Below are 24,652 nucleotides of genomic sequence, written 5' to 3'. Positions count from 1 at the left end.
GCATGCAGGACATGAACGCCGAGCCGTTTCCCCCCATCGACCTGGCCGGTGCGGCAAGCATCACGGCGTTGCTGCGGGAGCACGTACGTTCGTGCCCCACCCGCGACGCGGTGGCTCTGGTCACCGACCCCGGCGAGCCGGACGGGGTGACGTGGTGGTCGTACGCCGTCCTGGACGAGCACGCCCGGCGGATCGGGGCCTGGCTGCAGCACCGCGGGGCCGCCGGCGACCGGGTACTGCTGTTCTATCCCAACGGCCCCGAGTTCGTCGCCGCCCTGGTCGGCTGCCTGTACGCCGGCATGGTCGCGCTGCCGGCCCCGGTGCCCGGCGCGTACCAGCACGAGCAGCGGCGCGCCGCGGCGATCGCCCGCAACTCACGCGCGGCCTTCGTCCTCACCGACGCGGCGAGCCACGAGCCGGTGGCCGCCTGGGCCGAGGGCACTCTGCCGGACGCCGCCGTGCTGGCCACCGACGCCGAGGTGCCCGCCGATCCCGGCGCCTGCCGGATCGTGGCGGCCGATCGCGACACCCTCGCGGTCCTGCAGTACACCTCGGGCTCGACGTCCGATCCCAAGGGCGTGCAGATCACCCACGGCAACCTGCTGCACAACGCCGATAGCCACCGCAAGGCCTTCGGCCTGGGGCCGGACACCCGCTGCGGCGCCTGGATCCCGAACTACCACGACATGGGCCTGATGGGCCTGATCCTCCCCCAGCTGGCGATGCGGCTGCCGACCATGCTGATGAGCGCGTCGAGCTTCCTGAAACGGCCGCACCTGTGGCTGCAGATGGTCAGCGAACTGGGACTCAACTTCACCGCGGCGCCCAACTTCGCCTACGACCTGTGCGTGCGGCGGGTCTCCGACGAGCAGATCGCCAAGCTCGACCTGTCCGGCTGGAAGCACACCATCAACGGTTCCGAGCCCGTACGGGCCGAGGTCCTGGACGCCTTCCGCCGGCGTTTCGCACCGGCCGGGCTGGACCCCCGTACGGTGGTGCCGGCGTACGGGATGGCCGAGGCCACGGTGTTCGTCTCCGCCGCGCCGCACCGGCGGCCGAAGGTGCGACGGGTCGATCCGGCGCGGCTCGAGTCCCACCGCCTCACCGAGGCGAAGCCGGGCGCCCCGGCCCGTGAGCTGGTCAGCTGCGGCTACACCCCGCACCTGGACATCCGCATCGTCGACCCGCGGTCGCGGCGAGTGCTCCCCGAGGGCGAGGTGGGCGAGATCTGGCTGCGCGGCGAGAGCATCAGCCCCGGTTACTGGGAGCATCCGGCCGCCACCGCGGAGACCTTCCACCAGCGCACGGCGGGCGGCGAGGACGGCTTCCTGCGCACCGGTGACCTGGGCGCCCTGCACGACGGCGAGCTGTACGTGACCGGCCGGATCAAGGAGACACTGATCATCCGGGGCCGCAACCTCTACCCGCAGGACATCGAGCACGAGTTGCGGATGCAGCATCGGCAGCTGGACGGCTGCGTGGGGGCCGTGTTCGCGGTGCCGCACGGGCGCACCGGCAACGACGTGCTGGTGGTGGCCCACGAGATCCGGGGCCGGCTGGTCCCCGAGGACCTGGCCGACCTCGCCCAGGGCATGCGGCAGACGGTGGCCCGCGAGTTCGGGACCAGGCTCGGCGGCGTCGCGCTGCTGCGCCGCGGCGGCATCCGGCGCACCACCAGCGGCAAGATCAAACGTACCGAGATGCGCGACCTGTTCCTCCAGCGGCAGCTGACCGCGCTGCACCTGGACCACGACGACCTGGTGCCGGCCCCGTGAACGCGCCGACGGCGGTCACCCCGCCCACGCATCCCGACCTCGCCCGGCTCGAGGCCGCGCTGACGACCTGGGCCGCTCCGGGCGGCGGGTTCGACCCGGCGGTCCTGGCCGAGTTGGACAGCCGGTCCGAGTTCCCGGCCGCCGCCTGCGCCGCGCTCGACGAGTTCGGCCTGGCCCGGCATTACGTGCCGGTCGCGCACGGTGGGTCGCTGGCCGAGATCGGCGAGCTGGCCGGGCTCCTGCGCCTGGTCGCCGCCCGTGACCTGACCGTCGCCATCGCCCACGGCAAGACCTTCCTCGGGGCCGTGTCGGTGTGGGTGAGCGGGACGGACGAGCAGGCCTCGCGTCTGGGCGCAGAGGTCGGCAACGGGGCGGTCGTCTCGTGGGGCCTCAGCGAACGCAACCACGGCAGCGACCTGCTGGCCGGTGAGCTGAGCGCGGTCGCCACGGCCGACGGGCGGTGGCGCCTCGACGGCGACAAATGGCTCATCAACAACGCGACCCGGGGCGATCAGGTGTGCGTGCTCGCCCGCACCGACCCGGACGGCGGCCCCCGTGGGTTCAGCCTGTTCCTGGTCGACAAGCGCCGGCTGGACGCCGGGTCCATCACGTACGCGCCGAAGGTCCGCACCCATGGCATCCGGGGCGCCGACATCAGCGGGTTCCGGCTCGACGGGGCCGAGGTCGACGCCGGGGCGCTGGTCGGCAGCGTGGGCGGCGGCGTCGAGACTGTGCTGAAGGGCCTGCAGCTGACCCGTACGACGTGCACCGCCTTGTCGCTGGGCGCGGCCGACCACGCCCTGCCGCTGGTGACCGGCTTCGTCCACGAACGAGCGCTCTACGGCCGGCGCCTCGCCGGTCTGCCCGTGGTCCGTCGCGGTGTCGGGCGGATGGCGGCCGGGTTGCTGCTCGCCGAGGCCACCGCCACCGTCGCGCTGCGGTCCGTGCACACCGCCCCCGAGGAGCAAAGCGTGGTCTCCGCGATCGCCAAGGCGTTCGTGCCGAGCGTGGTGCAGCAGGTCCTCGACGAGGGGGCCGAACTGCTCGGCACCCGTGGCTTCCTCACCGAGGAGTACGCCCACGGCGCCATGCAGAAGCTCGAACGCGACCACCAGATCGTGGCCATCTTCGACGGCAGCACGCCGGTCAACCGCCATGCGCTGATCAGCCAGTTCCCCGTCCTGGCCCGCACCTACGGCTGGCCTCAGCTCGCTTCGCCGCCCCTCGCCGCCGACCTCGGCCTGCCTCTGCCCGCCCTCGACCCGAAGCGTCTGCGGCTGACGTCGCGGGAGGGGTGTGCCGTGGTGCGAGCACTGCCCGAGGCGGCGGCCGGAGCGCCACCCGCGCTGGCGGCGGCAGCCGAAAGGCTGGTCGACGTGGCCGACGCCCTGCACGAGGAGCTGCGACGGTACAAGCCGCGGGCCCGCGACACGGCCACCGCCGCCTTCCGGCTCGCCGAGCGCTACGAACTGGTCTTCGCCGGCGCGGCCGCCCTTCTGGTCTGGCTCCGCAATCCCCGCCGGCACGACCAGGCGCTGTGGCGGTCCGCGCTGTGGGCGCGCGCCTGCCTGGCCCTGGCCCTCGACGGCCTCGGCGCGGCCGGAGTTGACGACGAGGCCTTCGACGACCTTGCCGACCTGGTGCTCGCCGGTGGCGTCACCCACCCGTCCCTGCTCACCGAGATCTGAGCTTTCCCGCTGATCCGCCTACTTCGTGAAGAGGACCCGATGTTCCGGACGATGCTCAAGTCGAAAATCCACCGCGCCACCGTGACCCAGGCCGACCTGCACTACGTCGGTTCGGTCACCATCGACACCGACCTGCTCGAGGCAGCCGACCTGCTGCCCGGGGAACTGGTCCACATCGTCGACATCACCAACGGGGCTCGCCTGGAGACGTACACCATCCCCGGCGAGGCCGGCAGCGGGGTCATCGGCATCAACGGTGCGGCCGCACATCTGGTCCACCCCGGTCACCTCGTCATCATCATTTCGTACCTTGCGCTCAGCGATGCCGAGGCCCGCACCTATGAACCGCGCGTCGTTCACGTCGACGCCAAGAACCGCATCCTGGAACTCGGCGCCGACCCGGCCGCCGTGGTGCCCGGCATGGCAGCCCAGGCCGTCCCGGGCAACCTCACGGCCGCCGCCGGCTGACCCGCTCACCTCGGTAAGGAAACCGAAATTCCACCGTACGCGCTGACGAGCGGCGCCGCCGGGAGAGGTGTTCCTCCCGGCGGCGCCATGGCCGAACCCCTTGCGTCAGCGGTTCGCGGCCTGCCGTTCCGAGGCTTCCTTGATGCGCTTCGCCCGTTCGATGTCGGCGTCGGTCACCACCAGGAACCCGAAGATCCGCACCGCCTGGTAATAGGTCCACGCCAGAGCGTCGCAGGCGGGGCGGACCACGCTGCCGTACGTGTCGCAGCTGCGCTGAAGGTCCTGGTAGAAGGCGCTGTCAACGCGGTCCTTGTTCGCGTCGAACTGTCCCGCCGCGCGGTAGTTGCGATAACCGAAGTCGTGCCGGTAACAGGCCAGCTCGAAATTGAACCCGAGCGGGTTGTCCGGGCTCGTCGTGCAGTAGTCGGTGGACCAGTCGAAGCTGTACTGGGCCCAGTCCTGCTGGTTCTGCCGGGCGGAGTTCCAGCTCGCGTAGCTCGCCGCACTCGTCTGCGTCCAGCTCGCCAGAACTTCGGCCTTTGTCGGCGCCGCGGCAACGGCCGCGCCCGCGCTTCCGGTCACGAGACCGATGCTGATCGCGAGGATCAAGAGAAGGTGACCTGGACGGCGCATGCGTTACCTCCGGATACGAAAATCAATCGACGAACTCCACTATCCGGATGACCGGCACAGCGAACGCATATTCGCGGCACGCTCGGCGCGGGGCGGAGGTGGAGCACGATGAGGTTCAAGATCCTGGGCCCCTTGGAGATCCTGGGCGACGACGGTCCGGCACCGGTGTCGTCGCCCCGGGTCCGGGCACTGGCGGCCGTCCTGCTGCTGGAGGGCAGGAGGCGGGTCAAGACGGAAGCTCTCATCGACATGCTCTGGGACACTCCACCACCGTCGGCGCCGGCGAACCTGCGCACCTACGTGACCGCCCTGCGCCGCGTCCTGCGGCGGTCGGGCCCCGGCGAAGGATCACCGTTGACGACCTTGCGCGGCAGCGCACCCGGTCAGTCCTCGTCCTACCTGCTGTCGGTGCCGCCCGAGGACGTGGACGTGACCGACTTCCAGCGGCTGGCCGCGCTCGGCGCCGCCGAGATGCGGCAGGGGCGGACAGGCCGGGCCGTCACGCTGCTGGGCGCGGCCCTGCGGCACTGGCGCGGCGCGGCCGGCGAGGACGTCTCGGGGTCGAGGTCGCTGACGTCTCGACTGGAGGCGCTGAACGAGCAGCGGATGGGGGTGCGCGAGCAGTTCATCGCGGCCCGGATCGCCTGCGGCGAGAGCGGCGCCGTCGTCCGGGAGCTCAGAGACGTGGTGGCGGCCCACCCGCTGCGCGAGCGGGGCTGGCAATACCTCGTGACGGCGCTGTATCTCACCGGGGACGTCTCGTCCGCGCTGGACGCGTACCGCCAGGCCGAGGCGACGTTCCGCGGCGAGCTGGGCATCGACATCTCGCCGGAGTTGCAGCGGCTGCACCTGGCGATCCTCCGGCGGGACGAGCCCTTATCCTCAGTAGACCCGACAAGACGGGCGGATAGCGCTTTTCCCCCACAGACCGGCGCGGTGCTCGACCGCGTACGTGGTTCCCTGCCCCGGACGACCCCCGGCCCGATCGGAGAACTTTCGTGAACAAGCCAGCTGACCCCGCGCTCGCGCCCGGCTCGGGCGTGGCGCCACCGGACGAACCGGGAGGGCAGCGCCCGCTGTCCGATCCGGAGCTCGGGCTGAGCGCCGCCGAGGTGGCCGAGCGGGTCGCCGCGAACCAGGTCAACGACGTGCCGGTGCGCTCCAGCCGCAGCATGGGCGAGATCGTCCGGGCCAACCTGCTGACCCGGATCAACGCCATCATCGGCGTTCTGTTCGTCATGATCCTGATCGTCGGACCGATCCAGGACGCCCTCTTCGGCGGCGTGATCATCGCCAACACGTTGATCGGCATCATCCAGGAGGTGCGGGCCAAGCGCACCCTCGACCGGCTCGCCATCGTCGGCGAGACCCGTCCCCAGGTACGCCGGGACGGCGCCACCGTGCAGGTGGGCGCCTCGGAGCTGGTCCTCGACGACATCGTCGAGCTGGGCCCGGGCGACCGGGTGCCGGTCGACGGCCAGGCGCTGGTGTCGGACAACCTCGAGATCGACGAGTCGCTGCTGACCGGCGAGGCCGACCCGGTGCTCAAGCGGCCGGGCGACCCGATCATGTCGGGCAGCTTCGTCGTCGCCGGCGCCGGCCGGTTCCGCACCACACGGGTGGGCCGGGCCGCCTACGCCGCGCAGCTGGCCGAGGAGGCGCGCCGGTTCACCCTGGTCGACTCGGAACTGCGCAAGGGCGTCAACAAGATCCTCACGTTCGTCACGTACGCGATCATCCCGGCCGGCATCGCGCTCGTGATCAGTCAGCTGCTGGTCAACCGCAACGACGTGCCCGAGGCCGTACGGCGAATGGTCGGTGGCCTGGTGCCGATGGTGCCCGAGGGCCTCGTCCTGCTGACGTCGGTGGCGTTCGCGGTCGGCATCGTCCGCCTCGGCCGGCAACGGTGCCTCGTGCAGGAACTCCCGGCCATCGAGGGCCTGGCCCGGGTCGACGTGGTGTGCCTGGACAAGACCGGCACGCTGACCGACACGACGATGGACGTGCAGAGCATCGACGTGCTCGACCCGGACGCGCCGGCCGCCGACGTGCTGGGCGCTCTCGGCGCCGCCGACCAGCGGCCGAACCCCAGCATGGTCGCCATCCGGGACGCGTTCCCGGCGCCGGCCGGGTGGGTCACCCGCGAGACCGTGCCGTTCTCCTCCGCCCGGCGCTGGAGCGGCGCCACCTTCGCCACCCCCACCGGCGAGGAGAGCAGCTGGATCCTGGGCGCGCCGGACGCGCTCCTGCCGGCCGGCCACCCGGTGCTGCAGACCGCGGACGGCTACGGCGCCGAGGGCCTGCGGGTGCTCCTGCTGGTGCGTGGCGCCGGGTCGCCGTCGACCACGCAACCCGGCTCGGCCGTGGTGCCCGCCGCCCTGGTGGTGATCAAGCAGCGGCTGCGGTCGGACGCGCCCGAGGTGCTGGACTACTTCGCCGGTCAGGGCGTGTCCACCAAGGTGATCTCGGGCGACAACGCCCGCTCGGTCGGCGCCGTCGCCCGGGCGCTGGGGCTGCCCGGCTCGGACAACCCGGTCGACGCCCGGAACCTGCCGGACGATCCCGAGCGCCTGGCCGGCTACGTCGAGGACCACACCATCTTCGGCCGGGTCGGACCGCAGCAGAAGCGCGAGATCGTCGGCGCGTTGCAGGCGCGCGGGCACACCGTGGCGATGACCGGCGACGGCGTCAACGACGTGCTGGCCCTCAAGGACGCCGACATCGGTGTCGCGATGGGCTCGGGCAGCCCGGCGGCCCGCGCGGTCTCCCAGATCGTGCTGCTGGACAACAACTTCTCGGCCCTGCCCTCGGTCGTCGCCGAGGGACGCCGGGTGATCGGCAACATCGAGCGGGTGGCCAACCTGTTCCTGACCAAGACGGCCTACTCGGTGCTGCTGGCGATCGTCGTGGTGCTGGCCCAGGTGCCCTACCCGTTCCTGCCCCGGCACCTCACGCTCATCGGCTCGCTCACCATCGGCATCCCGGCGTTCTTCCTGGCCCTCGCCCCGAACTCGGAGCGGGCGCGACCCAACTTCGTCGGGCGCGTGCTGCGCTTCGCGGCGCCCGCCGGTGTGCTCTGCGCCGGGGCGACGCTCACGTCCTACTTCGTCGCCCGCGGCATCTACGACGGCAACCTGGCCGCGGAGACGTCGTGCGCCACGCTGACGCTCTTCCTGGTCGCGCTCTGGGCACTGGCGATCATCGCCCGGCCGTACACCTGGTGGCGGCTCGCCCTGGTCGGCTGCATGGCCGGCGCGTTCGCGCTGGTGATGGTCGTGCCGTTCCTGCAGGAGTTCTTCCAGCTGGAGCTGATCGGCTTGCGCGGCCCGTGGACGGCGGCGGGCATCGCCCTCGTCGCGGCGGGGGCCCTGGAAGTGGTGCGGGCCGTGCTGCGGCGCCGGGAGGCCGCCGTTCCCACCGGAGTGTGACGACCCGTCCGGCGGGATCCGTGGCCTCGACGGTCGCGGATCCCGCTACGGGTTTTCTATGCCGCCGGACGAACGGCGAGCAGGGACAAAATATAGCGGCGCCCGGTTCGGTGGCCGGGTGGACAACGTCGGCACTGTGAGCCTGTTGCGGCTCTACGAACTGGACGCTGCGGATCCCTACGACTTCTACCGGCAGCTGCGCGAATCCGGGCCGGTGCAGTGGGACGACTGGATGCGGACGTGGCTGGTGCTCGGCTACGACGAGATCTCGGCCCTGTCGAGGGACAACCGGCTCTCCGGCGCGCGGATCCAGTCCTTCTACGACCAGCTGCCCGCCACCGCCCGCACAGGCATGGCCCCGCTGAAACAGGCGCTGTCCGACATGATGCTGTTCACCGAGCCGCCCCGGCACACCCGCCTGCGCAACCTCATGAAGCCCGGCCTCACCCCCCGGTTCATCCGCGAGATGCGCCCGCTGGTGCAGACGGTGGCAGACGAGTTGCTCGACCGGGTCCTGCCAACCGGCCGGATGGACGTGATCCGCGACTTCTCCGAGCCGCTCAGCCGGACGGTCATCGCCCGCCTGGCCGGCGTGGACGGTCCCGGCACAGCGCTGCTGGAGAACTGGCAGGGCCTGCTGCACGAGTTCTTCACCCAGTCCCAGGCCGAGGTGCCGCGGATCCAGGCACTTCGCGCCGAGTTCGACCACGGCGCCGCGGCGCGACGAGCCGGCACAGCCGACGACATGTTCAGCCGGATGATCGCCGGCCGGCTCGATCGCGCCGAGTACACCGACGACGAGGTCTTCGCGAACTTCCTGCTGCTCATCGACGCGGGCCAGGCCACCACCACCCATCTCATCGGCAACGCCGTCCTGGCCCTCCTCGACCACCCCGACCAGCTGCGACTGCTGCGCGACGACCCCGACGTGGGCGCCGGGGCCGCCCACGAGCTGCTGCGCTACGACTCGTCCGTCCAGTTCACGTCGCGGGTGGCCCTGCAGGACCTCGAGATCGGCGGCCGGCACATCGCCGAGGGAGAATCCGTCGCCCTGGTGCTCGGCTCCGGCAACCGCGACCCGCTGCACTACCCCGACCCCGACCGCCTCGACCTACGCCGTCGTGCTGCCGACCATCTCTCGTTCGGCCACGGGATCCACTACTGCCTCGGCGGCGCGCTGGCCCTGGCCGAGATCGAGATCGCCCTCACCACCCTGCTGCGCCGCACCCGTGACCTGCGTCTGGCGGAAACCGAGCAGGACTGGCTGGAGAGCGTCAACTTCCGCTTCCTCAAACGCCTGCCGGTAACCTTCACGGCCGCCTGATCCACCCGAACGCGCCCGTCCGCTTTGTCGCGATGGGCGTCCGTGCCGCATAGTGGTAGCCCGAAGAGGCCGATCAGGGGACTGCCACTGTTGGACCGCCAAGGGTTCGTCGTCGATGCCGCATTGCTCGAGCGGTTGGCACACTGGGGCGGCAACGTGTCCGCGCTGCACCGCGAGATGGTGGCGAATGCCGGCGGCGCCCGCCTGCCGAGCCGGGCGACCTTGCACCGGGCCGTGCGGCTGGCCTTGGCCGCGCAGGCGCCACGTGACGGCGGGCGGCAGCCACCCGACCCTGGGGTGGCGGTGACGATGGACGAGCTGGCCGAGCGGCTCGGCCGGCTCAAGGAATGGGCCGGCAATCCGTCCTACGCGCGGATAACCTCCCTGGTCAACGCCGTCCGGCCGGGTAGCGAGCGGGTCGGCCGGAACACCGTGGGCGACTGCTTCCGGCCGGGACGGCGCCGGCTCAACACGGAACTGGTCACAGCGATCGTCCAGGTGTTGCACACCGATCCCCGCTATCTTGCGCAATGGCAACAGGCGCTGCAGGCCGTCGACGGCAAGCAGTGGGCGGCCTCTCAGGTACGCGTGCACGCGACCCTGCCGCCGGAGCCGGCGCTGTTCACCGGGCGTACGGACGAATTGCGCCGGCTACGGGAGGCGCTGAGCACCAACGGCCCGGTCGTGATCGCCGCGATCCAGGGCATGGCCGGGGTCGGGAAAACCCGATTGGCCGTACGGGCGGCGCATCTGCTCGGATACGACCGAACTCTTTTCGTCAGTTTACGCGGATTCGATCCTGACCCGGGCCACCCGCCCGCCGACCCGGTCGCAGTGCTGGACGGCTTCCTGCGGCTTCTCGGCGTCCCCGGCTCGAACATCCCGCACGACCTGGCGGCCTGCCGGCGGCTCTACCACGAGCGGCTTTCCGGCACCCGTACGCTCATCGTGCTGGACAACGCGGCCGACGCCGACCAGGTGCGGCCCCTGCTGCCGGCCACGCCGGGCTGCGCGGTCCTGGTCACCAGCCGTCGCAGTCTCGACGCGCTCCGCCCGGCCGTCTCGCTGAGCCTGGAGGTGTTCGGCGAGCCCGAGGCGCTGCGCATGCTGACCGACGAGGTCGGCGCCACGGCCGTCCGCGACGACCTGGACGCCGCGGCCCGCATCACGGAACTGTGTGGACGGCTGCCGCTCGCACTGGGCCTGGTCGCGGCGCAGGTGCGGGCGAGACCGGACTGGTCGCTGGCCGACCACGCCGACCGGCTCGACGAACGCCGCCGGACAGGGCGGCTGGACGACGGCGTGGCCCTCGCCCTCGACCGGTCCTACCAGAACCTGGACGCCGAGCGGCAACGTCTGCTCCGGCTGGTGGCGCTGCACCCGGCGGAGGACTTCGACGCCTACGCGGCCGCCGCGCTGACCGGCGATGACGTGGAGACGGTCCGCGCCGGGCTGCGGCAGCTGCACGACGACCACCTGCTCACGCTCGCGGGCGACGACCGGTACACCCAGCACGACCTGATCCGTCTGCACGCCGCCGAGCGCGCCCTCGAACACGAGCGTCCCGCCGCACGCCGGGCCGCCCTCACCAGTCTGCTCGACCACTACCTGGCCACCACCGTGACCGCGATGACGATCCTGTACCCCACGGGCGCCGACCGCCGGCCCGCGGCCCCGCCGACCACGACGGCCGCACCGGCGCTGAGCGGCCCGGATGCCGCATCGGCGTGGCTGGGCGCCGAGCACTCCACGCTGATGGTCGTGGCCGCGTACGCCGCCGACCACGGCCGGCCGGCCCACACCACCCGCCTGGCCGAGGTGCTGTTCTACCACCTGCTCTACACCAGCCACCGCGACCTGCTGGCCATCAACGAGCGGGCCGCCGCGGCCGCCCGCGCGGCCGGTGACGCCCGCGCCGAAGCCAAAGCCCTGTCCGCCCAGGGTGTCGCGTACACCTTTCTCGGCCGGGTCGAACCCGCCGCCGACCGTCTCGACCGGGCGGCCGAACTGTTCCGCGGCATCAACGACGTCCGTGGTCAGGCCCACGCGGTGATCAACCGGGCCAACCTCGAGTTCTACCACCGCGGTCCCGCGGCGTCGAAGGTGCACTACGAGAAGGCGCACGCGCTCTACCTCGAAGCCGACGACCGGATCGGTGAGGGCCGGGCCCTGCACAACCTCGGCTACAACGAGGGCACGCTCGGCCGTTTCGACGCGGCGATCAACTACCTCACCCGGGCGCTCGCGCTCCACCGGGAGGTCGGCGACCTCGACAGCGCCGCCAAGGCCCTGAGCAACATGGCCACCCTCGAAACGCGGTGCGGCCGGCTCGACGACGCCCTGAAGCACGGGCGCGAGGCGCTGGCGTTGAGCCGGCGGCTCGGCAACCGCACCTTCGAGGCCGATGCCCTCGACGCCCTCGGGCTGGTCCACACCCGCCTCGGTGACCCCGTACGGGCCATCGACTGTCACGAACAGGCCCTGGCGATCAAGCGGGACGTGGGCGACCGCGTCTCGGAGGCCGACATCCTCAACGGCCTCGGCGAGGCGACCCGCGCGGCCGGTCGGCTGGAGGCGTCGATCGCCCACTTCGAGGCGGCCCTGACCGTCACCGGTGATGACGGCATGACCGAGCAGCGGGCCCGGGCGTTCACGGGCCTCGGCCACACCCTCGACCAGCAGGGCGATCGCGCCTCCGCCCGCGGGTTCTTCGAGCGGGCGCTGCGCCTCTACACCGAGAACGGCATGTACGAGGCCGACGGCCTCCGCCTCCTTCTGGCGGAGCGGTAGAGCTGCTGCCTTCACACCCGGTGAAGCTCCCGCCTCTGCAGCCGGTGGAGCGCCTGCCGTGCCGGCGCAGCCGGTGAAGCGGAACAAGCAGCCCAACGACGACGGCACAGTTTCGCGACCCCGTGCGCCATCGCTCCCCCGTTCGGCCACCCGCTCCCGCCCCACCACAGAGATCATCGCGGTGCGACCGGCCCGAACGGCGGAACCCGACCAACTCCGACCGTTTCTCACCCTCGCCGACATGTACGACGGCCTCGAAGTGTGACCCGGGGGCGGCGCCCGCACGTTCGAGTCACGCTTTCGGTGTCAGCGCTCGCCCTTCGGCTCCGCCCCCGGCCGGTCACGACCGGGTCCATCGCTGGTTGCTGCCGCCGTTGCACGACCACAGGGCGACAGCCGTGCCGTTGGCCGTCCCCTGACCGGTGACGTCCAGGCACAGCCCCGACTGCACGCCGGTGATGGTGCCGTCGGCGTTGATCCGCCACTGCTGGTTGGCGCCGCCGTTGCAGGTGTAGATCTGGACCCGCGTGCCGGCGGTTGTCCCCGGGGCGTCCAGGCACTTGTTGCCGTACACGGTCAGTTGGCTGGTCGAGGTGGCAGTCCAGCGCTGGTTCGTGCCGCCGTTGCAGTCCCAGATCTGCACGACCGCGCCGTCGGCCTGGCTCTGCGCGTTGACGTCGAGGCAGCGGTTCGAGCCCGCGCCGCGGATCTCGCCGGTGGGTCCGGGCTGGGTGCCGAGCGGGGTGATGGTCAGGTTGTCGAACTGGGCCGTCACGCCCTGCCCGGTGGCGTAGCCGACCTGTCCCGCGACCCACGCGGAGTCCGTGGCGCTGCCGACCGTGACGCCGTCGACGGCTGCGGTCAGGGTGGCGCCGTTGAGGGTGAGCGCCAGTTTGTGCCAGCGGCCCGTGCCCAGGGCCGCCGTGGTGCCACCGGCCAGGGTCCGCTGGTTGCCGCTGGTGTCGTTGCTGCGGATGGACCATGACCCGTTGTCGGCCACCCGCAGGTAGTAGGCGTTGAGGTTCTGCGGGCCGTCGTGGTTGTAGTTGCCGGCCCGCCCCACGAGCTGGACGTAGCCGCTCTTCTCCAGCAGCACATCGGAGGAGACGGTGTAGTTGCGCCAGTTCACGTCGCCGAGCAGGGTGAACGGCTCGGCGTGGCCGGAGGTCCAGAAGATCGGCGCCTGCTCCGACATCTGACGTACGCATTGGCCGGTACGGCCGCCCGCGCACCCGGTCACCTCGAACGAACCCTGGTGGTCCGACAGATACTTGGCCTCGCGCCCGGTCTGGTAGGCATCGAAGTCGTCACCGTAGGGCAACGCGAGGGCGCCCTGGGCCGGGCTGGTCGCCGCTCCCTTGCCCTGCCCGGTGGTGGTCGTGAGGCTGTAGACGTAGCCGGGCTGCACCGTCAGCGAGAAGGAGCCGTTCGACGGCGTGATGTCGGCCCGCCGTACGAAATGGTCGGCCGGGTTGCTCGACCGGACGTTGGTGGAGAACACGTGCAGGGTCCCGGCCGACAGCCCACCGGTGACGCTGAACTGCAGGTCCTGGGCCGATCCCGCGTCCATCGTCTCGATGATCGTGCTGTAGTCGCGGTTGCCCGGCGATGTCAGCGAGACGTAGCTGCCGTTGTTGCGATTGCCGCCGAGGTAGCCGCTGGAGCTGTCCAGGTAGCGCCACCCCGGGGCGGTGAACTGGGTCGTGTGCGCCATGACCCAGGCACTGCGGCCGATCGAGTAGTAGCCCGACCAGGGTTGCGGCGCCACCGCCACTCCCGTGGTCGACCAGGGGACGTTCGGGGTGACCGCGGCGAGGACCGGCCAGTTCAGGTACGCGGTCATCCGGCCGTCGATGTAGTCGCGGTTGATGCCGCGGGCCAGTGCCGGCGCGCCGCCGTTGTAGTCGTCCGAGCCGTTCTCGCTGGCCCACAGCGTCTTGCCCGAGTTGACCGCGTTGGCCGAACTGGGGCAGTTGGTCTGCGCGCTGCGATAGCCGCAGACGTAGTGGCTGCCGTACACCGAGACGGCCGCTCCGAACGCGGGGTCGCGAAGCGCGTCGTCGGCCGAGCCCCAGCCGAAGTCGTCCGAGGCCACGATCCGCACACCGGCGTATCCGCGCGAGTTGAGCGCCGTACGCAGGTTCTTGTACCAGTTGAGGTCGCGGCCCCGCTCGTTCCAGCCGCCGAGATAGTCGATCGTCAGGCCGTGCGAGGTCGCGCAGCCGAGCCAGGCGATCAGGTAGTCGATCGAGTCGTTCGACCAGAAGTTGCCGTTGCCGATCCAACCGGGGGCGCCCCACGCCAGCCCGACCAGCTTGATGTCCGGGTTGCGGGCCTTGGCCTGGGCCATCATCCACCACTCGTACCCGCGGTTGCAGTCGACAGCGCCGCGGCTGTGCTGGTGGCTCGGCTCGGCGCCGGAGGTGGAGTTCGTGTCCCCGCCGATCTCCACCTTCATGATCTGCATGGCCGCGCCGTATCCGGGTTTGAACAGGTAGTCGAGGATGTCGCTGCGCTGCGGCTCCGGATAGTCGATGAGCAGCCGGCTGTTGCCGCCACCGCCGCTGATCGCGCCGACCCCGTCGAACACCCGCCCGCCCGACGAGCCGTTGATCGTGATGGCGGTCGCGGCCTGCGCCGGCGCCGGGCTCACGACCACCGAGCCGGTGAGGGCGAGCAGCAGGGCCGCTGCGCCGGTCCAGCCGCGGGATCGCCCTCGGCGGCGAAGAAGTCGGTGGTCGGGCCGGTCGGCTCGTGTCGTCATGAGCTCGATTCCCTTTCGCCAAAGGCCGGTGCGCGAATTCTGCCGATGTGCAGGTTGTTTCCGCTGAAACACATCGCGAAGTTAGCGATAACCAAAATTCGCCGTCAATGACGAGCATCGATGTCTCCGGGAGCCCCCGCTTGGGGATTGCCAGCGTCCGCAAATCGGTCATAGACTCACAAAGTCCTGCCCAAATCCCCCGAGCGGCGGCCTCAAAGGTTCGCACGTAACACTTTCTCCGGCGGACTTATTCGCTACAACGGCGAAACAATCCGACCCACGCATTGACCTTCTTGATTTCCAGTATGTGAATGTTAACATCCCGATGAGGCGTGGCCGTCCTGTGCCGGCACATCGGGAGATCATCATGAGCAATGTGACACGACGGCAGCTTCTTGCCGCCGGAGCCGCCGGCGTCGGCACCGCCCTGGTCCCCCAGGCCTGGCCTCCCGGAGGCGCACCGGCCGCGGCTGCCGCGGCCGCCGACGATCTGGTGCTGCGCTACGACGAGGAGGCGGGCACCGACTGGCTGCGCGCCCTGCCGATCGGCAACGGCCGCCTCGGCGCGATGGTCTTCGGCAATGTAGCCGCCGAGCGGTTGCAGCTCAACGAGGACACCGTCTGGGCCGGCGGCCCGTACGACTCGAGCAACCCCCGGGGAGCGGCGGCCCTGGGCGAGATCCGGCGGCTGGTCTTCGCGGATCAGTGGGGCCAGGCCCAAAACTTGATCAACCAGACGATGATGGGCAACCCGGGCGGGCAGCTGGCCTATCAGACCGTGGGCAACCTGCGGCTCGCCTTCCCGACCGGCACGGCGTCGCAATACGACCGCAGGCTCGATCTCAGCACGGCCACCGCCTCCGTGAGCTACGTGCTGGGCGGCGTGCGCTACCGGCGTGAGGTGTTCGCCAGCGCGCCCGACCAGGTCATCGTGGTCCGGCTGACCGCCGACCGGGCCGGCGGTGTCAGCGTCACGGCCACCTTCGACAGCCCGCAACGCACCACGATGTCGAGCCCCGACGGCGCCACCATCGCCGTGGACGGCATCTCGGGCAACATGGAGGGCGTCACCGGCAGCGTCCGGTTCCTCGGCCTGGCGCACGCCGTCGCCGCCGGCGGCTCGGTCACCAGCTCCGGCGGCACGCTGCGGATCTCGGGCGCCGACAGCGTGACCCTGCTCGTCTCGATCGGCACCAGCTTCGTCAACTACCGTACGGTGAACGGCGACTACCAGGGCATCGCCCGGAACCGTCTCAACGCCGCCCGCGCCGTCGCGTACGACCAGCTGCGCAGCCGGCACGTGGCCGACTATCAGGCGTTGTTCGGCCGGGTCACGATCGATCTGGGCCGCACCGCCGCGGCGGACCAGACCACCGACGTACGGATCGCTCAGCACGCCTCACAGAACGACCCGCACTTCGCCGCGCTGCTCTTCCAGTACGGGCGGTACCTGCTGATCTCCTCGTCGCGGCCGGGCACCCAGCCGGCCAACCTGCAGGGCATCTGGAACGACCAGACGGCGCCGCAGTGGGACTCCAAGTACACGCTGAACGCCAACCTGCCGATGAACTACTGGCCGGCCGGCACGACCAACCTGGCGGAGTGCCACGCGCCGGTCTTCGACATGATCAGGGACCTGACGGTGACCGGCGCCCGCACCGCTCAGGTGCAGTACGGCGCGGGCGGCTGGGTCGCGCACCACAACACCGACGTGTGGCGCGGTTCCTCGGTTGTCGACGGCGCGTTCTGGGGTATGTGGCCGACCGGCGGCGCCTGGCTGGCCACCTTGATCTGGGACCACTACCAGTTCACCGGCGACCTCGAGTTCCTGCGGGCCAACTACCCGGCCCTGCGCGGCGCCGCCCAGTTCTTCCTGGACACCCTGGTGACCGACCCGGCCCGCGGTTACCTGGTCACCAACCCGTCGAACTCCCCCGAACTGGCTCACCACACCGACGCCAGCGTCTGCGCCGGACCCACGATGGACAACCAGATCCTGCGCGACCTGTTCAACGCCTGCGCCCGCGCGAGCGAGGCCCTGGACACAGACACCACGTTGCGCGGGCAGGTGCGGGCGGCCCGCGACCGGTTGGCCCCCACCCGCGTGGGCAGCCGCGGGAACATCCAGGAGTGGCTGACCGACTGGGTCGAGACCGAGCGCAATCACCGGCACGTCTCTCACCTCTACGGCCTGCACCCCAGCAACCAGATCACCAAGCGCGGCACGCCCACGTTGTACGAGGCCGCGCGCCGGACCCTCGAACTGCGCGGCGACGACGGCACGGGCTGGTCCCTGGCCTGGAAGATCAATTTCTGGGCCCGGCTGGAGGACGGCGCGCGGGCCCACAAGCTGTACCGCGACCTGGTGCGCACCGACCGGCTGGCGCCCAACATGTTCGACCTGCACCCGCCGTTCCAGATCGACGGCAACTTCGGCGCCACCTCCGGCATCACCGAGATGCTGCTGCAGAGCCACAACGCCGAGCTGCACCTGCTGCCCGCGCTCCCCTCCGCCTGGCCCGCCGGGCGGGTCACCGGTCTGCGCGGGCGCGGCGGATACACCGTCTCACTGGCGTGGACCGCCGGCCGGGCCGACGAGTTCGTCATCCGGGCCGACCGCGACGGCACCCTGCGGCTGCGGGCCCAGCTGTTCACGGCGAGCCACGTGCTGACCGACCTCACGGACGACAGCACTCCCGCCACCACACGTCCCGAGGCCGACGTCGTGCAGTTCGCGGTCCGGGCCGGCCACACCTACCGGACCGCGCGTCCCGGCACGACGGCGACACCGACACCCACGGCGACCACCCCGCCACCGTCGTCGGGCGCGAGTGCCACGTACGCCATCACCAACTCGTGGTCCGGTGGCTTCCAGGCCGAGGTGACGGTGACGGCCGGGTCCACGCCGATCAACGGGTGGACGGTGAGCTGGACGTTCCCGAACGGTCAGGTCATCAGCCAGGTCTGGAACGGCTCGCGCACGCAGAGCGGGGCCGGCGTGACGGTGTCCAACGTGGCGCACAACGGCGCGTTGCCGGCCCGCGGCTCCACCAGCTTCGGCTTCCTCGCCTCGGTGACCGGAACGAACAACCCGCCGACCGGCATCACCTGCACCACCCGGTAACGGTCCGTTCGAGGTGGATGTGGCGTCAGCGTGGGCGGGGAAGGCGAGCGGCGGCAGCCGCCCGCCTTCCCCGCGCTCGATCACCGGGTCACTGCAGCGACCACTGCTGGTTTCCCTGGCCGCCGGCGACGCAGTTGTAGATCTGCAGCCCCGTCCCGTTGCCGGTGCCCTGGCCGATGGCGTCGAGACACTTGCCGGAGGCGGTGCTGACCAGGTTGCCGTTGCCCTGCAACGTCCACTTCTGGGCGTTGCCGCCGTTACAGGTCCACAGGTTCACGGACGTGCCGTCGCTGCCGGCGTTGAGGCACTTGCCGCTCTGCGGGTTGACGAGCGTGTTGCCGGTGTAGTTCCACGTCTGGTTCCACTGCCCGGTGCAGTCGTACAGCTGCAGCCGCGTGCCGTCGGCGGTGCCGTAGCCGGTGATGTCGGCGCAGCGCCCGCTGGCCCTGCCCTTGAGCGCGCCGGCGCTGGGCGGCGCAGTGGTGACCGGCGGCGTCACCGTCGGGCTGACGGTGGGCGAGGACGGCGTGCCGGAGGGAATCAGCGAGCATCTTGCGGTGTACCGGGCGACCTGGGCCGAGTCCTGCAACCCCGGGCACAGGAACGGTGAGTACCGGGTGTCACTGTCGACGAAGATCTTCAGCCACGGGATCAGCGTGCGCAGCTCGATGTTGTTCGCCCTGGTCCAGAAGAGGTGGTCGGCGCCGCTGTACTGCACGTACGCTCCGGGGGTGCCGGACTGCAGACCCGGATAGAGACCATCGAGGTACGACGGGGTCACCACCGTGTCGTTCAGGCCGCCCTGGATCAACGTGGGCACCCGGACATTGTTCAGGTTGCCGGAGGGGAAGAAGGGCGCGAGACCGATCGCGGCCTTCAGCGACGGCCGTTGGGAAGCCGCGTGGAGGGCGCCGCCGCCGCCCATCGAGTGGCCGATGACCGACAGCCGGCTCGCGTCCACCCGATCGCGTACGGAACTTCTCTGCGTCAGGTAGTCGAGCGCCGCCAGCAACTGGGTGCCGCGGGCGGTGTCCCAGTCGGTGGTGCTGTTGGTCTCCACCCCGATCACGACGAAGCCGAACGAGGCCAGCCGCGGCCCCATCCAGGCTTCCTCGTCGGCGAATCGGGCGGTGTAGCCGGGGACGATGGCCACCGCGCCCCAGGTGCCCTGGCTGGTGTCGGTCGGGTAGTAGATGGTGCCGCCGTTGAAGCCGTTGCCCGGCGCCACGTTGACCTGCGCGGTGGCGAACGGCCCGTACGTGGCCGCGATGCTCGCCACGGTGGGATCCGGACCTCGCTGGTACGGGTTGTCAGCGGCCGACGCCGACCTGGTCGCGAGCACCGTGGCGGCCACGGCCACGCCGATCGCTATCGAGGCGCGGAGCATGCCCGGACGCCGGCGGCGTGGTCGCGCCGCCTCGGGCCCGTGAGCGGGAGTGGCGCCGATGTCGGGTGGATGCATCGTGGGTCCTCCTCTGCTGTCAATGACAAGTGCGACTGTCAGCGTTGCCGGGTGAGCAGGCCCGGGCGCCAGGGCAGGTTGTTGTAGTCGCCGCCGGCGTTGGGGTTCTTGCCTTGGTAGAGCAGTTGCAGGTTGCACGGGTCGACGGTTTTGGTCTGGTCGGGGTTGGTGCGGACCAGGTCGCCGTGGCTGATGTCGTTGGTCCAGGTGGCGCCGCTGTTGGCCTTGCCCGCGAACGGGTTGCTCTCGGTGGCGGCGTTGGGGGTCCAGGTGCCGTTGAGGCTGGTGGCGGTGAACGAGCGGAAGTAGCGGCCCTGGCTGCCGATGGCTTCGACGAGCATCAGGTACTGGTTCTGCCCGGCGATTTTGTAGACCTCGACGCCTTCGAACAGGTTGTCGCGGGTGTCGGTCATGATCGTGGTGTAGTTCGCGCCGAAGCTGCCGGGGAAGTTGCCGATCGGCATGCTCGCCCGGTAGATCTTGCCGTTGTCGCCGGCGAAGAACAGGTACATGTTCTGGCCGTCCCCGATCAGGGTTTGGTCGATGACCCCGTACGGGGCGTCCGCGATGGTGCCGGTGAACAGGGTTTGCGCGCTGGACCAGCCGTTGGCGTTGGACGGGTCGGTCGAGGTCTTGTAGCTGAACGAGGTCGGGCCCCACTGGTAGGCCAGCACCCAGATGTTCTTCGGCGCGAAGTACAGCAGGGTGGGTGCGACGGTGCCCTGGTTCATCGGGTTCTGGCCGGCCGAGGCCATCTGCGACCAGTCGTCGAACAGGCCGAAGTTCATCGACCCGTACGAGCCGTTGTTCACGTTCGACGCGTACACCAGGTGCTTGCCGTTGTAGACCACGTTGGTGAAGTCCTTCAACGACGTCCAGCCGTTCTTCGGCTCGGCCAGCGCACCCGTCGACGACCAGCGATAGCTCGACGGCAGCGCGCACGTCTCACCCGGCGTCGGCGTGGGTGAGACGGTCGGTGTCGGCGACGTCGTTCCACCCCCGAGCGAGACCAGCCTGAACTGCTGGTTGGCCTGGCCGTGGCAGTCGTAGAGCTGTACCTGCTGGCCGTTGCCGGTGCCCCACACGTCCAGGCAGCGTCCGGACTGCACGCCGGTGATGGTGCCGTTGGAGTTGACGTTCCACTGCTGGTTGGCCTGGCCGTGACAGCTGTAGATCTGCACCGCCGAGGCGTTGCCGGACCCGGCGGCGTCCAGGCACATGCTCCCGTACACCCTCAGCTGCTTGTCGGAGGTGTACGTCCACTGCTGCTGGGATTGCCGGTTGCAGTCGTACAGCGCAACCCGCGTGCCGTTGCTCTGCGAGGCGTTCGGCACGTCGATGCACCGGCCCGACTGCGTGCCCCTGATCTCGTTCGCGCCGCCGGGCGGGCTGGGCGTCGACCCGGTGGGGGTGGGAGTGGGGCCGGTCGGCGTGGGTGTGGGCGTGGCGGCGTTGAGGGCGTTGAGGACTGAGGTGTAGGCGGCTTTCTTGTTGCCGTTGCCGTCGAACAGCAGGGGGTTCTCGTTGGCGCGCCAGGAGTCGCTGTCGCGTACGCCCCAGACCGTGATGCCGATGCAGCGGGGCACGTTCAGGCATGCCTGGGTCAGCCCGGCGTACTGGGTGGTGGAGGAGTTGGTGACGTCGACCTCGGTCAGCGCCACGTCCACGCCCAGGGCGGCGAAGTTGGACAGGGTGGTCTGGAAGTTGCTGGGCAGTGAGCTGCCACCGGTGAAGTGGGTCTGCAACCCGACGCAGTCGATCGGCACGCCCCGGGACTTGAAGTCGCGGATCATGTTGTAGACGCCTTGGGTTTTGCCGTACGACCAGTTCTCGATGTTGTAGTCGTTGTAGCACAGCTTGACCGCCGGGTCGGCGGCCCGGGCCGTGCGGAACGCCACCTCGATCCAGTCGTTGCCGGTGCCCTGCAGGTTCGACGAGCGGCGGCTGCCGTCCTCGTTGAACGCCTCGTTGACCACGTCCCACGCGCGGATCTTGCCTTGGTAGTGGGCCATCACGCCGTTGATGTGATCGATCATCGCCTGGCGCAGGGCGCTGCCGCTCAGGCTTTGCATCCAGCCGGGCTGCTGCGCGTGCCAGGCCAGGGTGTGGCCGCGTACCTGCAGACCGCGTTGGGTGGCCCAGTTGTAGATCTGGTCACCGGAGCTGAAGTTGAACTGCCCGCGGCTGGGCTGCAACGCGTCCGGTTTCATCTCGTTCTCGGCCGTGATCATGTTGAACTCACGCGCCGCGATCGTCGAGTACTGCGAGTTACTCAACCGCGACGCCGCGATCGCCGTGCCGAAATACCGGCCCGACTGCGCCGCCGCGGCACCCAACGTGCTTTCGGCCGCGTTCGCGCTCGGCATCACCATGGCCACGCCCGCAGCGGTGACGGCCGCGACCGCCCCACTGAGCAACAGCCGCAGACGCAGCGGCCGACCTCGCGCCGCGCCGGCCGGGGGATTGACTGCCATCAGGTCACCTTCCTTTGTTCGCGCTCAGGGGGACGCAACCGGGACGCATGGTGGCGGCGCGGCTGTCTTCTCGGTTGTGGGCGTGCCGGTTTCCGGAGACGGCTCGGGGCGAGACCGTCAGGCATGTCCGCCGTCAACCGCAAGCTGCGGGGGTAGGTGAGCCACGGAGGCGGGGTTCCGAAACATTCCGGCAACTTTCGGTGAACGTTACCCTCGGACATAGCCAGTGGTCAATGTCTCATCGAGAGTCCGGAGTTTCCGTCCATCAAGGCGTTTCTTGCCGGAAGATCGACAGCCGCCCGGCCACGCCCATTGACGGGAGGCCATCGATGTTAAAGTTCACAAAGGTTCCCATGCCGAAAGTACCGGCTCCGCCTGGAAACTTTCAGACAGGCGGCCGCGTCATCGCGGGTTCGGGCGAACTGATTCGGCGCCGCCGGTCGGCCGGCGGCGACGAACCCCTGCGATTCAGCGCGCGCGGCGGTAATGCATGGCCACCGCGCCGTTGCTGAGCGGCGCCGCCGAGATCAGCTCGAGCCGGCGCGTGGCGGGCAGCCCGCCCTGGTACAACGTCGGCCCGTGGCCGGTGATCCTGGGGTGGACAAGCAGCTGGTACTCGTCGATCAGGTCCAGCCGGTCGAGCTCGGTCGCGAGCTTGCCGCTGCCGAGGAGGACCCCGGCCGGAGTAACGTCCTTGAGCCTCTGCACACCCTCACCCAGATCCCCGGTGATGTGGTGGCTGTTGGTCCACGGGAAATCCGTGCGGGTCGACGACACCACGTACTTGGGCTTGGTCTCCAGCTTGACCGCCCACTCGCGGACGGCCGGCGGCGCCTCCTGCTCACCACGGGCGACGGCCGGCCAGTAGTCCTCCATCATCTCGTAGGTGACGCGGCCCCAGAGCATCGCTCCGGCCTCGTCCATGAGCCCGGTGAAGAAGGCATGCGTCTCATCATCAGCGATCCCCTCCTGATGATCGACGCAACCGTCAAGGGTGACGTTCAGGCTGAAGATCAACAGTCCCATGGCCGCGAAGTCTATCGGCGAGCCACCCCCGAAGACGTGCCGGAACTCCCTGCGAGCCCGGCAAACCGGCCCGCCCTACGCGGCCGCCGCGCTCGGCGCCGTGCTCCCGGCCCGGCGCTGAGCGGCTACGCCGTCAGGAGCCGGCCCCTTACGCGTAAGGTCCGATCACCGGCGCCGCGGGAGCGCCCCGCTCGGCCAGGGTCAGCAACGCGTCGACGTCCAGGTGCTTCTCCGCCAGGTCGGCAAGCAGATCCAGCCGCGCCTGCCGGGCCGCGGCGAAACTGACACCCGACGGCGTGAACGACCGGCCGCTCGCGGTCGCGGCGAGTTCGAGCACAGCACTACGCAAGGCGTCGGACTCCAGGCTGCCGTGCCACATCGTGCCCAGCACGTTGCCGTCGCGTGCGCCGCCCAGGAACTCGGCGGTTCCGGCCGCGCGGGTGATGCGACCGTGATGGATCTCGTAACCCCACGCCGGCGCTCCCAGCGCCTCCCCCCGCGGCAAACGCAGCACCTTGCGTACGGTGAATGTCGTCTCGACCGGCAACAGGCCCAGGCCGGGCACGCTCGCCGGCCCGTCGGTCTCGACACCGCCGGGATCGTGCACGTGCCGGCCCAGCATCTGGAACCCGCCGCAGATCCCCAGCACCGCACGGCCCGCTCCGGCGTGCCGGACGATCGCCCGGTCCAGCCCACGCGAGCGCAGCCAGGCAAGATCGGCGATGGTGGCCCGGGTTCCGGGCAGCACCACGAGGTCGGCGCCGGCCAGGTCGTGCGGGTCGGCGGTGAAGACGACGTCCACGCCCGGCTCCAGCCCGAGCGCGTCGACGTCGGTGAAGTTGCTGATACGGGGCAGCCGTACGACAACCACCCGCAGGTCACTTGCGGCGACGCCGCGCCGGCCCTGCAGGTCGAGCGCGTCCTCGGAGTCCAGCCACACGTCAGATCTCCAGGGCAGAGTGCCCACGACAGGACGTCCCGTAAGTTCCTCCAGCCGCCGCAGGCCAGGCGCGAGCAACGTCTCGTCACCGCGGAACTTGTTGATCACGAACCCGGCGATGAGCGCCTGATCAGCCGGTTCGAGCAGCGCCACTGTGCCGTACAACGCAGCGAAGACACCACCACGGTCGATGTCGCCGACCACCACCACCGGCATGTCCGCATGCCGGGCGAGGCCCATGTTCACGTAGTCACCGGCCCGCAGGTTGATCTCCGCCGGGCTGCCGGCCCCCTCGGCGACGACGAGGTCGTAACGCGACGACAGATCGTCGTACGCGGCGTACGCGGCCTCGGCCAGATGCGTCCGGCCACCGATGAACTCACGGCTGCTGATCTCACCCGCGGGCTTGCCCATGACCACGACGTGGCTGCGCCGGTCCCCACCCGGCTTGAGCAGCACCGGGTTCATGGCCGATTCCGGCTCCGCGCCCGCCGCCAGCGCCTGCACCCACTGGGCACGACCGATCTCGGCCCCATCAGCGCACACCATCGAGTTGTTCGACATGTTCTGCGCCTTGAACGGTGCGACCCGGACACCGCGCCGCGCGAACGCCCGGCACAACGCGGTCGTCACGAGGCTTTTGCCGGCGTCCGACGTCGTGCCCGCCACCATGAGCCGCCCGGTTCGGCGAGCCTGTCCCTCCACCGCCCCAGTATCGCCTCCCGCTCATCCGCCCGGCCGCCGCCCCCGGTGCAT

Annotated in this window: 15 protein-coding genes; 9 read left to right on the top strand and 6 right to left on the bottom strand. The window is 70.4% G+C overall.

Going from position 1 to position 24,652, the window contains the following annotated elements:
* The first annotated feature begins 2 nt into the window (after positions 1-2).
* The 3 genes from C8E87_RS28680 to panD are packed head-to-tail and all read left to right on the top strand — an operon-like array spanning position 3 to position 3,931.
* Entirely contained in the window at positions 3-1,775 is a 1,773-nt protein-coding gene (locus tag C8E87_RS28680; protein WP_203721006.1) for a fatty acyl-AMP ligase, read from the top strand.
* Positions 1,772-3,463, top strand: coding sequence for an acyl-CoA dehydrogenase family protein (locus tag C8E87_RS28675; protein WP_133875957.1), 1,692 nt, complete (start codon positions 1,772-1,774; stop codon positions 3,461-3,463). Before C8E87_RS28680 ends, C8E87_RS28675 begins: the two co-directional genes overlap by 4 nt.
* A 39-nt stretch (positions 3,464-3,502) precedes the next feature.
* Positions 3,503-3,931 carry an aspartate 1-decarboxylase gene (gene panD, locus C8E87_RS28670; protein WP_133875956.1) on the top strand — a complete coding sequence of 143 codons (429 nt, stop codon included), beginning with the start codon at positions 3,503-3,505 and terminating at the stop codon, positions 3,929-3,931.
* Between the two features lie 105 nt (positions 3,932-4,036).
* Here panD and C8E87_RS28665 read toward each other — a convergent pair whose 3' ends face one another.
* The gene (locus C8E87_RS28665) at positions 4,037-4,513 is read right to left on the bottom strand and encodes a phospholipase (protein ID WP_239080696.1); all 477 of its coding nucleotides are present in this window, start codon (positions 4,511-4,513) and stop codon (positions 4,037-4,039) included.
* A gap of 159 nt (positions 4,514-4,672) precedes the next feature.
* Here C8E87_RS28665 and C8E87_RS28660 point away from each other — a divergent pair, with 159 nt between their 5' ends.
* The 4 genes from C8E87_RS28660 to C8E87_RS46695 all read left to right on the top strand — a co-directional run bounded on the left by C8E87_RS28660 (position 4,673) and on the right by C8E87_RS46695 (position 12,106).
* Positions 4,673-5,566: an AfsR/SARP family transcriptional regulator gene (locus tag C8E87_RS28660; protein ID WP_133875954.1), complete on the top strand. Its 894-nt coding sequence runs from the start codon at positions 4,673-4,675 to the stop codon at positions 5,564-5,566.
* Complete coding sequence (locus C8E87_RS28655) at positions 5,563-7,992, top strand: cation-translocating P-type ATPase (RefSeq protein WP_239080697.1); 2,430 nt, start codon at positions 5,563-5,565, stop codon at positions 7,990-7,992. The genes C8E87_RS28660 and C8E87_RS28655 overlap by 4 nt, the downstream gene beginning before the upstream one ends.
* 118 nt (positions 7,993-8,110) lie before the next feature.
* Positions 8,111-9,316: a cytochrome P450 gene (locus tag C8E87_RS28650; protein WP_166661271.1), complete on the top strand. Its 1,206-nt coding sequence runs from the start codon at positions 8,111-8,113 to the stop codon at positions 9,314-9,316.
* Between the two features lie 90 nt (positions 9,317-9,406).
* On the top strand, positions 9,407-12,106 hold the full coding sequence (locus C8E87_RS46695; RefSeq protein WP_133875952.1) for an ATP-binding protein: 2,700 nt from the start codon (positions 9,407-9,409) through the stop codon (positions 12,104-12,106).
* Positions 12,107-12,446: 340 nt separating this feature from the next.
* Here the strand turns inward: C8E87_RS46695 and C8E87_RS28640 are convergent, their stop codons facing one another.
* Positions 12,447-14,870 (bottom strand): ricin-type beta-trefoil lectin domain protein, encoded by a 2,424-nt coding sequence (locus tag C8E87_RS28640; protein ID WP_133875951.1) that lies wholly within the window; start codon positions 14,868-14,870, stop codon positions 12,447-12,449.
* A 367-nt stretch (positions 14,871-15,237) separates the two neighbouring features.
* Between C8E87_RS28640 and C8E87_RS28635 the strand changes: the two genes are divergently transcribed.
* Positions 15,238-17,994 carry a glycosyl hydrolase family 95 catalytic domain-containing protein gene (locus C8E87_RS28635; RefSeq protein WP_133875950.1) on the top strand — a complete coding sequence of 919 codons (2,757 nt, stop codon included), beginning with the start codon at positions 15,238-15,240 and terminating at the stop codon, positions 17,992-17,994.
* Between the two features lie 88 nt (positions 17,995-18,082).
* Here the strand turns inward: C8E87_RS28635 and C8E87_RS28630 are convergent, their stop codons facing one another.
* From C8E87_RS28630 to C8E87_RS28620, 3 genes are all read right to left on the bottom strand, one after another.
* Entirely contained in the window at positions 18,083-19,456 is a 1,374-nt protein-coding gene (locus C8E87_RS28630; RefSeq protein WP_203721007.1) for a poly(ethylene terephthalate) hydrolase family protein, read from the bottom strand.
* Positions 19,457-19,494: 38 nt separating this feature from the next.
* A complete protein-coding gene (locus C8E87_RS28625; protein WP_133875949.1) occupies positions 19,495-21,930 on the bottom strand; it encodes a non-reducing end alpha-L-arabinofuranosidase family hydrolase in 2,436 nt (811 codons plus the stop codon).
* 468 nt (positions 21,931-22,398) lie between these two features.
* Entirely contained in the window at positions 22,399-22,956 is a 558-nt protein-coding gene (locus C8E87_RS28620) for a dihydrofolate reductase family protein (RefSeq protein WP_133875948.1), read from the bottom strand.
* On the opposite strand from C8E87_RS28620, the gene C8E87_RS46445 reads away from it, so the two are divergent.
* Positions 22,955-23,077, top strand: a complete 123-nt coding sequence (locus C8E87_RS46445) for a hypothetical protein (RefSeq protein WP_279536872.1) — start codon at positions 22,955-22,957, stop codon at positions 23,075-23,077. The two genes, C8E87_RS28620 and C8E87_RS46445, sit on opposite strands and share 2 nt — an antisense overlap.
* 27 nt (positions 23,078-23,104) lie before the next feature.
* Here the strand turns inward: C8E87_RS46445 and C8E87_RS28615 are convergent, their stop codons facing one another.
* The gene (locus C8E87_RS28615) at positions 23,105-24,568 is read right to left on the bottom strand and encodes a cobyric acid synthase (RefSeq protein WP_133877136.1); all 1,464 of its coding nucleotides are present in this window, start codon (positions 24,566-24,568) and stop codon (positions 23,105-23,107) included.
* Positions 24,569-24,652 lie beyond the last annotated feature (84 nt).

It is taken from the genome of Paractinoplanes brasiliensis (assembly GCF_004362215.1).
In the GTDB taxonomy this organism is placed as follows: domain Bacteria; phylum Actinomycetota; class Actinomycetes; order Mycobacteriales; family Micromonosporaceae; genus Actinoplanes; species Actinoplanes brasiliensis.
Note: the sequence above shows the minus strand (reverse complement) of the source record. Positions and strands in the feature narration are given on the sequence as shown.

Bases quoted from the DNA above. Each gene is read 5' to 3' on its own strand.
- C8E87_RS28680 (WP_203721006.1), top strand. From the start codon at position 3: ATGCAGGACATGAACGCCGAGCCGTTTCCCCCCATCGACCTGGCCGGT.
- panD (WP_133875956.1), top strand. From the start codon at position 3,503: ATGTTCCGGACGATGCTCAAGTCGAAAATCCACCGCGCCACCGTGACC.
- C8E87_RS28660 (WP_133875954.1), top strand. From the start codon at position 4,673: ATGAGGTTCAAGATCCTGGGCCCCTTGGAGATCCTGGGCGACGACGGT.
- C8E87_RS28640 (WP_133875951.1), bottom strand. From the start codon at position 14,870: ATGACGACACGAGCCGACCGGCCCGACCACCGACTTCTTCGCCGCCGA.
- C8E87_RS28635 (WP_133875950.1), top strand. From the start codon at position 15,238: ATGAGCAATGTGACACGACGGCAGCTTCTTGCCGCCGGAGCCGCCGGC.
- C8E87_RS28630 (WP_203721007.1), bottom strand. From the start codon at position 19,456: ATGCATCCACCCGACATCGGCGCCACTCCCGCTCACGGGCCCGAGGCG.
- C8E87_RS28625 (WP_133875949.1), bottom strand. From the start codon at position 21,930: ATGGCAGTCAATCCCCCGGCCGGCGCGGCGCGAGGTCGGCCGCTGCGT.
- C8E87_RS46445 (WP_279536872.1), top strand. From the start codon at position 22,955: ATGGCCGCGAAGTCTATCGGCGAGCCACCCCCGAAGACGTGCCGGAAC.
- C8E87_RS28620 (WP_133875948.1), bottom strand. From the start codon at position 22,956: ATGGGACTGTTGATCTTCAGCCTGAACGTCACCCTTGACGGTTGCGTC.
- C8E87_RS28615 (WP_133877136.1), bottom strand. From the start codon at position 24,568: ATGGTGGCGGGCACGACGTCGGACGCCGGCAAAAGCCTCGTGACGACC.